Here is a 13368-nt window from a genome sequence, read left to right as displayed (position 1 = left end):
GATGTCCGATGTCGCGATCGTCGGCATGTCCGTCCTGCTGCCGGGCGCACCGGATCTCCGGACGTACTGGCGGAACCTGGTCAACGGCGTGGACGCGATCACCGACGTGCCCGGGCACCGCTGGGATCCCGCCTACTACGACCCGGCAGGCTCGGCGCGGGCGGACCGGCTGTACTGCCGGCGCGGCGGCTTCGTCGACGAGTTCGCGGACGTCGATCCGACCCGGTTCGGGATCATGCCGAACTCGGTGGCCGGCGCCGAGCCGGACCAGCTGATTGCGATGCGGGTCGCCGCGTCGGCGATTGCCGATGCCGGCGGGGACGATCGGTTGCCCGCACGCGATCGGATCGGCGTGATTCTCGGCCGGGGCGGCTATCTGACGCCTGGTGTCGTGAGGCTCGACCAACGTGTCCGGACGGCAGTGCAACTGGTGCGCACGCTCGGCGAGTTGGTTCCGGGCATCGGTGCCGCCGAGCTGGAACGGGTGCGGGCGGCGTTCACCGAGCAACTCGGCCCGGAGCAGCCGGAGTCGGCGATCGGACTGGTGCCGAATCTGGCCGCGTCACGGGTGGCGAACCGGCTCGATCTTCGTGGTCCGGCGTACACGGTGGACGCGGCGTGTGCGTCTTCGCTGATTGCCGTCGATCACGCGGTGCACGAGTTGAGCAGCGGGCGCTGCGACGCGGTGCTGGCCGGCGGCGTGCACCACTGCCACGACATCACGTTCTGGAGCGTGTTCACGCAGCTCAGGGCGCTGTCGACGAGCCAGCGGATCCGGCCGTTCCACCGCGATGCGGACGGCATCCTGATCGGCGAGGGCACCGGAGTGGTGGTGCTCAAGCGGCTCGCCGACGCCGAACGAGACGGCGACCGGATCTACGCCGTGGTCCGGGGCACCGGCGTCGCCAGCGACGGGCGCAGCGCCAGCCTGTTCAACCCGGATCCCGGCGGCCAGGTGCTCGCGGTGCGAAAGGCTTGGGACGCGGCCGGATTGGATCCGTCGGCGGCGGGCTCCATCGGCCTTCTCGAAGCGCACGGCACGGCGACCCCGGCCGGCGACTCGGCGGAGCTCTCCACCCTGGCGACCGTGTTCGGCGGCCCGCAGGCCAAGCCGGCGGTGATCGGCTCGGTCAAGTCGATGATCGGCCACACCATGCCGGCCGCCGGCATCGCCGGCCTGATCAAGGCGGCGTTGGCCGTGCACCACGGCGTTCTGCTGCCGACGTTGCACTGCGACGACCCGAACCCCGCCTTGAACGCCACCAGGTTCCGGCCCATCGACAAGCCCGAGGTGTGGGTCGACGACGTGCGTCGGGCCGGCGTCAACGCCTTCGGGTTCGGCGGCATCAATGCGCACGTGGTGTTGGAGCAGGCGCCCTCGCCGAAGCCGGCGCCGACGGCGATCGTCGTCAACGAACCGGCCAAGGTCCTGCGCATCGCGGCGGACACGCCCGATGAGCTGCTGCGCCGGCTGCGCCAAGGCGAGAACCACGAGGCCGGCCAGCTGCGACTGGCCATTGTGGAGCCGACGGCGAAGCGGATCGCGTTGGCGGAGAAGGTCGTCGCGAAGGGCGTGCCGTGGCGCGGCCGTAGCAACGTCTGGTTCAGCGCCGAACCGCTGCTGCGGGGCGACGCCGGCATCGCCTTCGTGTTTCCCGGGCTGGAGACGGACTTCGATCCCCGAGTCGACGATGTCGCCGACCATTTCGGGCTGCTGCGGCGAACAATCGGCAACGGTGACCTCGGCCGGCACGGCATGAGCGTCCTCGGCGTCGGTCGGCTGCTGGACACCGCGCTGCGCCGGATCGGCATCACGCCGACGGCCCTGGCCGGGCACAGCATCGGCGAGTGGACGGCGATGTCGGTCAGCGGCATGTTCTCCGATCGGGCGGTGGAGGATTCCCTGGCCACGTTCGACCCCACCAGTGTCGAGGTTCCCGGCGTCGAGTTCGCCACCCTGGGCTGCGGCGTCGACCGGGTCGTGGAGGCGATCGCCGACCGGCCGAACATCGTTCTGTCCCACGACAACTCGCCGAACCAGACCATCGTGTGCGGTCCGCCGGCGGAGATCGCCGAGTTGGTCGCCGAGTTCCGCCGGCGGGCCGTGATCAGCCAGGTGCTGCCGTTCCGGTCCGGCTTCCACACGCCGATGCTCAAGCCCTTCCTCCAGCCGTTCGTCGACCTGGCCGATCGTCTGGAGATGGGCACGGCGACGTTGCCGATCTGGTCGGCGACAACGGCATCGCCGTACCCGACCGACCCGGACGGGGTGCGGGACCTCTACGTCCGGCACCTGATCGAACCGGTGAGGTTCCGTGCGACGGTGCAGGCGATGCACGCCGCCGGCATCAAGGTGTTCATCCAGGTCGGCGCCGGCCAACTGGGGTCGTTGATCGACGACACGCTGAAGGGCGTCGATCATCTGACCGTGGCGGCGAATTCGTCCCATCGCGGTGGCGTGGACCAACTGCGCCTGGTCGCCGCCGCGCTGTGGGTCGAGGGCGCGTCGCCGGACTTCTCGTTGCTGGAGCCGACCCGGCAGCCGGTGACGCTGCAGCTGGGATCGCCGTTGGTCTCGGTGGACACGACGATCAGCACCGGTCCGTCCCGTTTGGACTCGCTGACGGCCGACTTCCCGATCGCGGCCGAGTTGGAGGCGCTGTTACGGGAGACCGCCGAGTCGGCCGCACAGGTGATCGCCACCCGCCGGGCGCCGAGGATCCGCCCGCTGACCAAGCGCGTCACCATCTCGACCGACTCGATGCCGTTCCTGCTGGACCATTGCTTTGCGCCACAACGCGAAGGCTGGCCCGACCTGGCCGACCGGCGTCCCGTCGTCCCCGGCACCACCCTGATCCAGATGATGACGGACGCCGCCGAGGAGGCCGCGCCGGGACTCCGCGCCGTCAGGGTGCACGACGTGAAGTTGTTGCGGTGGCTCATCGGAGCGCCGGCCACGGACGTCACCATCACCGTCGAGCCGATCAGCCCCGACCGGGTGCGCGTCGCGATCGGTGACCACTCACAGGCCGTTGTCGAACTAGCGCCGGAATGGGCCCCCAGGCCGCACCGGAGCTGGTCGGTGGCCGAGCGGACCACCCCGGACATGACCGCCCGCGAGTTCTACGAGCGGCGCGTGATGTTCCACGGCCCGGCGCTGCAGGGAATCACGGCGCTGACCAGCGTCGGGGCCGACCACGTCGGCGGCGTGATCACCACCCCGGACGTGCCCGGCGGCCTGCTCGACAACGTCGGCCAGCTGCTGGGGTACTGGATCTGGGTCACGCAGACGACAAAACGCATCGCCTTCCCGATCCAGATGGGGCGCATCGAGTTCTTCGGCCCGCACCCGGCGGCCGGCACGCCGGTCGACTGCCTGATCAAGGTTGTCGACGTCAGCGACCGGCTCTATCAGGTCGACGCCCAGCTGACCGTGAACGGCGCGGTGTGGGCGGAGATCACCGATTGGCGGGACCGCAGGTTCGACAGCCACATGGATCTGGACGAGGCGTGGCGGTTCCCGGAGCGGAATGCGTTGTCGCAGCGGCAACCCGGCGGCTGGGTAGCGGTCGCCGAGCGCTGGCCCGACCTGGCCTCGCGGGAGCTGTACCTGAGCAAGTACCTCAGCGGCCGTGAGCGGGCCTGCTACGACCAGCTGCCGCCGCGCAACCGCCGGCACTGGCTGCTCGGCCGGATCGCCGTCAAGGACGCGGTGCGGACCCTGTTGTGGGAAAACGGTTCCGGGCCCATCTTCCCGGCCGAGATCCTCGTCAGCGACAACAACGGCCAGGTGATGGTGTCCGGGCACAACGGCTTCCTGCTGCCGGAGGTCACCGTTTCCCTGGCCCACAAGGACGAACTCGGGGTGTCGATCGCCCGCTTCGGCCGCGAACCGGTGAGCATCGCCATCGAGGATCCGGGTGTGCCCGCCGATGACGGCCGACATCGTGTCGCCGTCAGCAATCCAGCCGACCTGCCGGCCCGGCAGTACGTCGTCGCGTGGACCGCCGGTCCCGCCGATCAGGAGGAAGCATGACCACCACCGAGGCGTCGCGCGACGTCGTGTTCACCGAGATCGCCGGCATGCTGCGGAAGGTGCTCGCCGAGCTGGGTGTCGACGACGTGGAGATCACCGAACGGACCTCGTTCAACGAGGACCTGGAACTGGAGAGCATCGACCTGGTCACGCTGACCGCGCTGATCTCCGAGCGCTGGGGCGAGCCGGTCAACCTGGCCGAGTTCCTGGCCGACAAGGACCTCGACGAGGTGATCGCGCTCAAGGTCGGCGACCTGGTCGACTTCGTCGCCGGGGCGCTGGCCCGCGCGGGAGGCTGACGTGGGCAAGATCCTGGCCAACGGCATCGACACGCACTACCAGCGGATGGCGGCCAAGGGCGTCGACCCGTCGACGGCCCCGACGGTGGTGTTCATTCACGGCCTCGGCACCGACAGCCTGGCCAGCTTCTACCTGACGCTGGCCGCGCCGGTCGCCGCGGCCGGGATCAACGTGCTCGCCTACGACCTGCGCGGCCACGGCCGCAGCGACTGCCCGGACACCGGCTACACGTTCCAGCACTTCGTCTCCGATCTCTGCGCGCTGCTCGACGCACTGGAGATCCAGGGGCCGGTTCACCTGGTGGGCAACAGCTTCGGCGGCACCGTCGCGTTTGGACACGCCTTCGCCCGGCCCTGGCAGGTGGCGAGCATCGTGTCGATCGAGTCGGAACCGCCGACGCAGCCGTGGTCGGACCGGATGGTGCAGGCCATGGACTACATGGCCGAGCAGCTGTCCAGCGAGCAGACGTTCCTCGATCTGGAGGCGCAGAACGGGGCGCACCACGCCAAGCTGGCACGGAAGGCCGCAGCCAAGCTGTACGCGACGACGATGGTGACGGACCTGCCGAAGGGTCGGCTGATGTCGGCCGAGGAGCTGCGCGCGCTGCCGACGCCGGTGCTGCACATCCTGGGCGGCGACGGGTTGCAGGGCGAGGATCCGCGTGCCCTTGAGCGGGCGTTGTCGCACTGCCGCACGGTCGTGATTCCGGGGCAGGACCACTCGGTGCTGGTCGACGCCCATCGCACGGTGCGTGAGCTGCTGATCCCGTGGGTGCGCGGGATCCACACCGACGTGCCGTGGATCAACGCGGCGGCCGAGGCGCGGGCGCTGATCGCGTGAGCGAGCTTGCGAGCGAGCCATTGAACACAGGAGCGGCGCTCGCGCGGCCGACGAAGGAGGCGGCGTGAGCAGGTTCTTGTTCGTCGTCCCTCCGCTGGTCGGGCACATCAATCCGACGGTCGGGGTGGCGGCGCGGCTGGTCGCCGCCGGGCACGAGGTCGGCTGGGTCGGGCCGACCGCCGCGCTGGCCCCGCTCGTCGGTCCGCGAGCGGCGTTCCATCCGTCGAATCGTCCGCTGCCGGAGTTCGCCGTGGCCGGGCGGCCGCCGCAGCTGCGGGGTTTCGCGTCGCTGAAGTTCCTCTGGGAGGAATTCCTGGTCCCGCTCGCGGACGGGATGGTGTCGCTGGTGGACGCCGCCGTCGACGAGTTCGCGCCCGATGCGATGGTGGTCGACCAACAGGCGTTGGCCGGCGCGCTGGTCGCCGAGCGCCGGGGCATACCGTGGGCGACCTCGGCGACGACCTCGGCGGAGTTGGTACAGCCGCTGGCGGAGATGCCGAAGGTGGCGGCGTGGCTCGACAACCTCCTCGCCGGCTTGCGGCACCGGCATGGCTCTCCGCACGCCCCCTATGACCTGCGGTTTTCGCCGTACGGTGTGCTGGCCTTCAGCACGGCGGAGTTGGTGGGCCCGGTCGGTGACGGCGTCGTCTTCGTCGGGCCGTCGATCGCGGACCGGCCGGATGACACGCCGTTCCCGGCATTGGACGGCCGCCCGGTCGTCCTGGTCTCACTGGGCACGGCCAACGCCGATGCCGGCGGGCCGTTCCTCAAGGCCGCCGCGGAGGCACTCGCCGGCCTCACCGACCACCAGGGCGTCGTCGTCGATCCCACGGGTCAGTTGAGCAGTGACGATGTCCTTGTCGTGCAACGGGTTCCGCAGTTGGCGCTGCTGCCGAGGTGCGCGGTGGTCGTCTGCCACGCGGGCCACAACACGGTGTGCGAGGCGCTGAGCCACGGGGTGCCGCTGGTCGTCGCCCCGATCCGGGACGACCAGCCCATCGTCGCCCAGCAGGTGGTCGACGCCGGCGCCGGCGTGCGGGTGCGGTTCGGCCGCGTCACCGCCGAGCAGCTGCGGGCCGCCATCACCGAGGCGCTGGGCTACGCCGAAGGGGCGCGACGGATCCAGAGGTCGTTCGCCTCGGCCGGCGGCACCGACGCCGCCGCGAACTGGCTGAGCGAGCTGGCCGCCACCCGTACGAGCGGGCTGAAGCGGTAGTGGAACTGGCCGGCGAAGGAGTCGGGCGCCCGGTCGACGGTGGCGAGCTGGTGCTCGACGATCGACTCGAGGATCGCCTCCGCGGTGCGCTGGTCGCAGCCGAGCACCGTCGACGCGCCACGAGTGGTCAGCGGCTCGTCCGCGGCGGCGGCGAGCCGGAAGAAGGCGTCGCGGTGCGCCGGGGAGAGCGACCGGCAGCTCAGCTCGATGCTGTTGAGCAGGTCGACCCGGGCGTTGACCAGCTCGTCGAGCCAGTCGCGCTGATGGCGGAGGCGGTCGAGCAGCACGGCGATGGTCCAGTGCGGGCGGATGGCCAGCCGGTTGGCCGCGGCGACCAACGCCATCGGCGACGCGTCGAACAGCCGGATCAGCTTGCGGGCCTGGGGCAGCTCGGCCCGCAGGCGACGCCAGCCGATCACGGATCCGAGCAGTTCGAGGGCCTCGTCCTCGGCCGGCGGCTGCAGGTCGACGGCCAGGCTCGTGCCCCGCAGCGGCAGCCGCGTCCGGCAGCCCACGATCACCGCGCACCCGCCGCCGCTGGGCATCAGCGGCGTCAGCTCGACCGTGCTCACCGCGTTGTCGATCAGGATCAGGACCCGGCGCTCGGCGGTCCAGCCCCGGAGCAGGTGGCTGCGCTCCTCAATACTGTCGGGCAGCTGCGCCCCGGTGCCTCGGATCGCCCGGAGGAAGCCGGTGAGCGCCTCGACCGGGGTCTGTTCGGCCAGGTCGGCGTGCAACTGGCCGTGCGGGAACCGGGCCCGGACGCGGTGCGCGAGGTGCGTGCAGAAGGCGGACTTGCCCGATCCCGGCGGCCCGACCACCGACACGACGGCCGGCGCGGAGCGGGCCGGTTGCTGCAGCTGGCTCTCCGCGGCGGCCAGCTCGACCGTCCGTCCGACAAACACCGGCAGGTCGCCCGGCAACTGCGCGGGCGGCTCCACCCAGCTGCCGGTGCGCAGCGCGCCGGTCGGCGTCAAGGCGTCGAGCTGGGGGTTGCCGACCAGCAGGCCCCGGTGGACCTGCTGCAACTGCTGCCCCGGTTCGAGGCCGAGATCGTCGACCAGCGTGGACCGGATGCGCTGGAAGACGTGCAGCGCCTCGGAGCGGCGACCCAGCAGGTGCAGCGCCATCATCAGCTTGACGTGCAGGCCCTCGTGGGCCGGGTAGTCGCGGACCAGCGTGCTCAGGTCGTTGATGACCTCGTGGTGGTGGCCGAGCATGAGCTCGACCTCCATCCGCTGGTCGATGACGCCGACCTTGGTCTCCTCCAGGCTGCGGATGTGGTGCGCCAGCACCGGGCCGGCGTCGACGTCGCTGAGCGCGGAGCCGCGCCACTCCGCCAGCGCCGCGCGGAAGGTCTCCGCCGCCGCCTCGATGTGGCCACTGTCCAGCTCGGACCGTCCACGTGCGACGAGGCGGGCGAACCGACCGGCGTCGACGTCCTGTTCCGGCAGCGTGAGGGCGTAGCCGACGTGCCGGGTGTGCAGCACCGACACCGTGGAGTCGTGGGAGGCGAGCAGCCGGCGCAGGTGTGACATGTACGTCTGGAGCGTGCCCATCGCCTTGGTCGGCGGCTCCGGGCCCCACACCTCCTCGATGAGCTGCTCGACCCGGACGACGTTGTTGGCGTTGAGGGCGAGCAGGGCGAACAGCTGGCGCAGTTTCGGCTGCGACGGGGTGATCCGCTCCTCGCCGCGGGTGACCTCGAACTGGCCGAGCACCCGTACCCGCATGTGCACCACCTCCCGCCAGAGGTCGACCCCAGAGCGCAGTCCTATCGCGCCGTCGCGGTCGCGTCCAGCATGAGTGAACGGACAGTCACGCACTGTGCCCGAACGGTTCCCATCGGTCGGGGCTATCGATGGGCGCCGCTCACTGGCCGTGATGTGTGTGACGCATCTCGTTGATCGATGTTCACGGTCGGGCGAACGCGCCCACCCGGAGTGACGCTGCGAGAATCGGGGGCATGGCAGAGGTGAAGGCAACCGCCGAGCGGGTCATCGACAAGCCCTCGGACGCGGTCTACGCGGCGCTGGCGGACTACGCCGGCACCCGGGCGGGGATCCTGCCCGAGAACTACAGCGAGTACGAGGTGCTCGAGGGTGGCACGGGCGCGGGCACCAAGGTGCACTGGAAGTTGCAGGCCACCAAGAAGCGGGTCCGGGACTGCCTGCTGCGGGTGACCGAGCCGGCGCCGGGCACGCTGGTCGAGTCGGACCAGAACTCGACCATGGTGACGACCTGGACGGTCAAGCCGCAGGGCGAGGGCGCCAGCGCCGTGCACGTGCAGACGACCTGGCAGGGGGCCGGCGGCGTGGCCGGCTTCTTCGAGAGCACGTTCGCGCCGCTAGGACTGCGCCGTATCCACGAAGCGACGCTGGACAGGCTGGCTGCAACCGTTCGCAGCTAGGGTGAGTAGACCCCCCTCGACCTTGTTCGCTCGTTCGAGTGAACAAGGTCGAGAGATCATGGACGGGTTCGGACAGCCGGTACGCTTCCGCCACCGCGGACATGGCAACGGCGAGGTGAACCCGAGTGCTGTCGGTAGTCCATCACGGTGGCGGCGCAGGCGTGGGCCGGTCGGCATGAGCGTCCCGCAGCCGCGTCAACCGATCAGCCCGCGCGAGCGGATCAGGCTCACCAAGAAGTGGGCCTACCTCGTGTCGCAGTCCAACTATCTGCCGCTCACCCACGGCGAGATCGAGGAACGCTTCGGCACGATGCTCGACCAGCTGGTCCGGGCCACCGAGGCGGAGCCGATGGACACCGCGGCCGCCGCCCGGGTCGGCCGGCAGCTGGTCGCCCTCAACTGCGTCGCCGAGGACAGCCTGACCTGCACCGTGGAGGTGCTCGGCGGCGGGCTGCTGCTCCAGCCCGAGCTGCGCGGCCGCCCCAAGGCGGCGGAGCGCGTGGTGACCGTGCTCGGCGCGCTGGCCGCCGGCTACGCGGACGCGACCAAGCAGTCGATCTTCGAGCAGCAGCAGAACCTGACCAAGTCGCTGTTCGCCGCGGCCAACGAGACCCAGCAGAGCCTCACCGCGTCGCTGGCCCGGTTCGACGAGGTGGCCGCCGCCTCGGCCAGCGGCATCGGCGTCATCAACCGCGCCGGCCGATTCCTGCGCAGCAACGAGCCGCTGCGGACGATCCTGGACCGCACCGAGAACGAGCTGTCCGACCTGACCCTGTTCGAGCTCATGCCCGCCGAAGAGGCGATGCGGCTGCGGACCGTGTGCACCGAGATCGCCGACGGCCGGCTGGACCGGGTGCGGCACCGACGCACCATTCTGCTGACCGGCGAGGAGCACGTGCGGCCGCTGCTGTCGATCGCGCCGGTGCGCGGTGGGCGGGAACTGGTCGTCGTGGTCGACGACGACTCCGAGCTGGCGCTGCTGCGCAACCAGCTCAAGCACCAGTCGCTGCACGACGTGCTGACCGGCCTGCCCAACCGGCAGTTCCTGAGCACCCGGCTGGAGGCGGTGCTCAACCAGGTGGACCGGGACACCGGCGCCACGCTGTACCAGCTCGACCTGGACGGATTCTCGGTGATCACCGACGGGCTCGGGCGACAGGCCGGTGACCAGGTGCTGCGCAGTGTCGCCGACCGGCTGCGCGCCGCGTTCCTCAGCGAGCGGGCGATGATCGCGCGGCTCGGCAACGACGAGTTCGCGGTGCTGGTCGAGAACTCGCCGGCCTCGTGCGACGTCGTGACGATGATCGACCGGATCAACGAGGAACTGGCCGAGCCGATCTACCTGACCGACGGGCAGGGTGTCGCGGCGTCCGCGACCATCGGCGTGGTGCACCGGCTGCCGGCCGAGATGTCGATGGAGGACGTGCTCCGGACCGCCGAGCTGACGCTGCGCCGAGCCCAGCGCAAGGGCACCCAGTGGGAGCTGCACGACGCCCGTCTCGACGTCGATGACCGGGCGCGCTGCGGCATGGCCGCGGTGCTGCCCGGCGCCTGGGAGACCGGCGAGATCCGGCTGGCGTTCGGCCGCCAGGTCGAGATGGCGACCGGCCGCACGCACGCCGTCCGGGCGATGCTGCGGTGGGATCGGCCGGGGCACGGCGTGGTCGACCATCGGCAGTGCGTCGAGCTGGCCGAGCGGACCGGACTCATGCTGCCGATGGCCCGCTGGCTGCTGCGCGGCGCGTGCGAGCAGGCCACCGGGTTGGTCGGCGCGCCGACGGTCGAGATCAGCCTGCCGGCCTGCCTGGCCAACGACGAGGACCTCGGCTCCCGGGTGCTTCGGGAGCTGGACCAGAGCGGGCTGCCGGCTTCACGGCTGCGACTCGGCCTGCCGGCCGGCTCCCTCGGCGGCACCGCCGCCGACAACCTCGCCTTCCTGATCGAGGAGGGCGTCGGCGTGGTCGTCGAGGAGTTCGGTGTCGGGGCGCAGGACCTGGCGTACCTCCAGGACTTGGGACTCCGCGGGGTGCGGATCGCCCGCTGGCTCGTCGAGCGGCAGGCCCGGCCTGAGGGTCCCGGCTCGATCGTGCAGCGGTCGCTGGCCCAGCTCGTGGAGATGGCGCACGAGTCCGGCGCCACCGTGGCCGTGGACGGGATCGACTCGGCGGAGCAGGCCGACTGGTGGCGCGAGCTCGGCTGCGACGTCGCCGCCGGCCGGTTCTACGACTAGCAGCGCGGTGGCGCTCCCGCGGTTCCCAGCACGCGATCGGCCCAGTTCAGGGCCTTGGCGAACCAGTCGGGGGCGTGCGGCGCGAGGTTGAGGTCGTGGCCGGCGTCGGGCAGCTGGTACGTGTCGACGCACGGCGACTTCGGGTAGTGCCCGGCCTCGTGCGGCAGCGCGGCGGCGTAGGCGAGATCCTGCTGCCCCTCGGCCACAAGCACCGGGACCGTTATGCCCGCCGTCGTGTCATTGCCTTGGGCGACAAGGGTGTCTGCCAGCTCGGACGTGGTGACGGTGTCCTTGGCGGCCTCGTCGGCGGCGATGACGGCGGGGTCGTCGTGCGGACCGTGCCAGAACACGTTTCGGCTGCCGGGACGGGTCGTCAGATACGTCGGGTCGGGCGGCGCCGGGATCAGCGACGTGGCAACCGGGATGGCGGCGGCAGGTTGGACCTCGTGGGCCATGCCGGTGGTGAGCAGGGCGTCGACGTCGGCGTAGGTGGCGGCCTCGTACCAGGCGACGACGGAGCCGTAGGAGTGGCCGGCGAGCAGGACTCGGGTGAAAGCCGAGCCGAGCTTGCCCAGCCGTGCGGCATTGACGACCTGATGCACAGCACTGGCTTCGGTGGCGTTGGTGAGCAACGCGCCGACGGGGTGGGAGCTGGCGCCGGTGCCGGGACGGTCGAGGGCCAGGGTGGTGTAGCCGGCGGCGGTGGCACGCCGCACGTACGAGTAGGTGTCGGGCCGGTACGGGAAGTCCCAGTAGGACCGGTTGTACGTGGCGCCGGCGAGCAGGATCTGCACGGTGGGCGACGGCTTGGCCCCGGCCCAGCACAGGGAGCCGGCGACGGTCTGCGTGCCGGCCAACGGCATCGTCACGGGGACGGCGACGTCCCGGCAGGTCGGCGCGGTCGAGGCGGGCGTGAGCGTTGCCGCGGACAGGAGGACCGCCAGAGCCGCAGCTGTGAGCACGGGCGGAGTCTAGGGTCGCCGCCGCACCGGTTCGACCGGTGCGGCGGCGACTTCACCCCATCAGCTGACGATCGTCGTAGCGGATGAACCCCCGCAACCGGGCCGAACACAGCACGGCGGCGACGCAGGCCAGACCGCCGGTCCAGATCGAGGCACGGACGCCGATCAGGCTGGCCACGCCGCCGGCGCGAATCTGGGACAGCTGCGGCCCGGCGGTGTAGCTGAGCAGCTCGATGCCGGCGAGCCGGCCGCGCAGGTTGTCGGGGATGGTCTGGTTCCAGATGGTGCTGCGGAAAAGTCCGCTGACGCAGTCGGCGGCGCCGGCGGCCACGAGGAAGAACAGCACGAGCCAGACCGGTCCCGACCATCCGGCGCCCGCCATCGCCAGCCCCCACGCGCCGGCGGCGAGGGCGACCATCAGCCCGTGCCGGTGGACCTTCGACGTCCAGCCGCTCGTCAGGGTGACGGCCAGCGCGCCGACGGAAGTCGCCGCGTACATCAGGCCCAGCGCCCAGGGCGCGCCGAGTTCGTCGGCCAGGAAAGGGAAAACGGCGTTGGGCATGGCCAGCAGCATGGCCGCGATGTCCACCAGGTACGTGCCGAGCAGCTCCGGGCGGCTTCCCGCGTAGCGCAGGCCTTCCAGGATGCCGCGCACCGATGGTTTGTCCGCATCGGACGGTGGTGGCACCGCCTTCAGCCGCGCCAGCAAGGAAATCGCGATCAGGAACGACACAAGGTCGCACGAGTAGGCGACGGACACGCCGAAGGTCGCGGCGATCAGGCCGCCGATCGCAGGACCGACGATCGCGCCCACGTTGAAGCGCAAGGAACTCAGCGCGATCGCGGCGGTCAACTGCTCACGCGGCACGACCCGTGGCATCAACGCGTCCAGCGACGGCCGTTGCAGCCCGTCGAGCGCCGCCGCCAGCGCGACCACAACGTAGATCAGCCACAGCATCGGGTGCGGCAGCAGGGAATTGGCCAGCAGCAGCAACGACAACACGCCGAGCCCGGCCTCCGCCAGCAGCACGATCCTGCCGCGGTCGACGGCATCCGCCAGCGCGCCGCCGTACAGCCCGAACACGATCATCGGCACCAGCTCGACCACGCCCATGGCGCCGACGGCCACGTACGAGCCGGTGAGTTGCTTGATCTGCAACGGCACCGTCACGTACGTGACGAGGCTGCCCATCAGCGAGATCGCGCCCGACGACCACAGCAGCCGGTAGTCGCGCGAGGTCCGCCAGGGACTCAGATCAAGAACGGTCACGGACCTTCCTCGCTAACGCTCGGAACACGAAGGTCCGCGACCGAGGTCGCAGTGCTGAATGGTTCCCTCGCAAGCTCGGTCACAGCCGCTCATGGTGACCGCCG

Annotated in this window: 9 protein-coding genes; 6 read left to right on the top strand and 3 right to left on the bottom strand. The window is 70.9% G+C overall.

Annotated elements, in window-relative coordinates:
- Nucleotide 1 precedes the first annotated feature (1 nt).
- From BJ998_RS20895 to BJ998_RS20880, 4 genes are all read left to right on the top strand, one after another.
- Nucleotides 2–4036 carry a beta-ketoacyl synthase N-terminal-like domain-containing protein gene (locus BJ998_RS20895; RefSeq protein WP_184864092.1) on the top strand — a complete coding sequence of 1345 codons (4035 nt, stop codon included), beginning with the start codon at nucleotides 2–4 and terminating at the stop codon, nucleotides 4034–4036.
- A complete protein-coding gene (locus BJ998_RS20890) occupies nucleotides 4033–4335 on the top strand; it encodes an acyl carrier protein (protein WP_184864090.1) in 303 nt (100 codons plus the stop codon). The genes BJ998_RS20895 and BJ998_RS20890 overlap by 4 nt, the downstream gene beginning before the upstream one ends.
- Nucleotide 4336: 1 nt before the next feature.
- Nucleotides 4337–5176, top strand: a complete 840-nt coding sequence (locus BJ998_RS20885) for an alpha/beta fold hydrolase (protein WP_184864088.1) — start codon at nucleotides 4337–4339, stop codon at nucleotides 5174–5176.
- Nucleotides 5177–5240: 64 nt separating this feature from the next.
- Nucleotides 5241–6392, top strand: coding sequence for a glycosyltransferase (locus BJ998_RS20880; protein ID WP_184864086.1), 1152 nt, complete (start codon nucleotides 5241–5243; stop codon nucleotides 6390–6392).
- On the opposite strand, the gene BJ998_RS20875 is transcribed toward BJ998_RS20880, so the two are convergent.
- A complete protein-coding gene (locus tag BJ998_RS20875) occupies nucleotides 6275–8125 on the bottom strand; it encodes an AfsR/SARP family transcriptional regulator (protein ID WP_184864084.1) in 1851 nt (616 codons plus the stop codon). The two genes, BJ998_RS20880 and BJ998_RS20875, sit on opposite strands and share 118 nt — an antisense overlap.
- 233 nt (nucleotides 8126–8358) lie before the next feature.
- Between BJ998_RS20875 and BJ998_RS20870 the strand changes: the two genes are divergently transcribed.
- Together BJ998_RS20870 and BJ998_RS20865 are read left to right on the top strand one after the other, a co-directional pair.
- A complete protein-coding gene (locus BJ998_RS20870; protein WP_184864082.1) occupies nucleotides 8359–8802 on the top strand; it encodes an SRPBCC family protein in 444 nt (147 codons plus the stop codon).
- A gap of 175 nt (nucleotides 8803–8977) precedes the next feature.
- Nucleotides 8978–11032, top strand: coding sequence for an EAL domain-containing protein (locus tag BJ998_RS20865; protein ID WP_184864080.1), 2055 nt, complete (start codon nucleotides 8978–8980; stop codon nucleotides 11030–11032).
- On the opposite strand, the gene BJ998_RS20860 is transcribed toward BJ998_RS20865, so the two are convergent.
- Together BJ998_RS20860 and BJ998_RS20855 are read right to left on the bottom strand one after the other, a co-directional pair.
- The gene (locus BJ998_RS20860) at nucleotides 11029–11994 is read right to left on the bottom strand and encodes an alpha/beta hydrolase (RefSeq protein ID WP_184864078.1); all 966 of its coding nucleotides are present in this window, start codon (nucleotides 11992–11994) and stop codon (nucleotides 11029–11031) included. The genes BJ998_RS20865 and BJ998_RS20860 overlap by 4 nt on opposite strands.
- A 52-nt stretch (nucleotides 11995–12046) precedes the next feature.
- Nucleotides 12047–13264, bottom strand: coding sequence for an MFS transporter (locus BJ998_RS20855; protein ID WP_184864077.1), 1218 nt, complete (start codon nucleotides 13262–13264; stop codon nucleotides 12047–12049).
- Between the last annotated feature and the right edge of the window lie 104 nt (nucleotides 13265–13368).

It is taken from the genome of Kutzneria kofuensis (genome assembly GCF_014203355.1).
Lineage (GTDB): Bacteria > Actinomycetota > Actinomycetes > Mycobacteriales > Pseudonocardiaceae > Kutzneria > Kutzneria kofuensis.
Note: the sequence above shows the minus strand (reverse complement) of the source record. Positions and strands in the feature narration are given on the sequence as shown.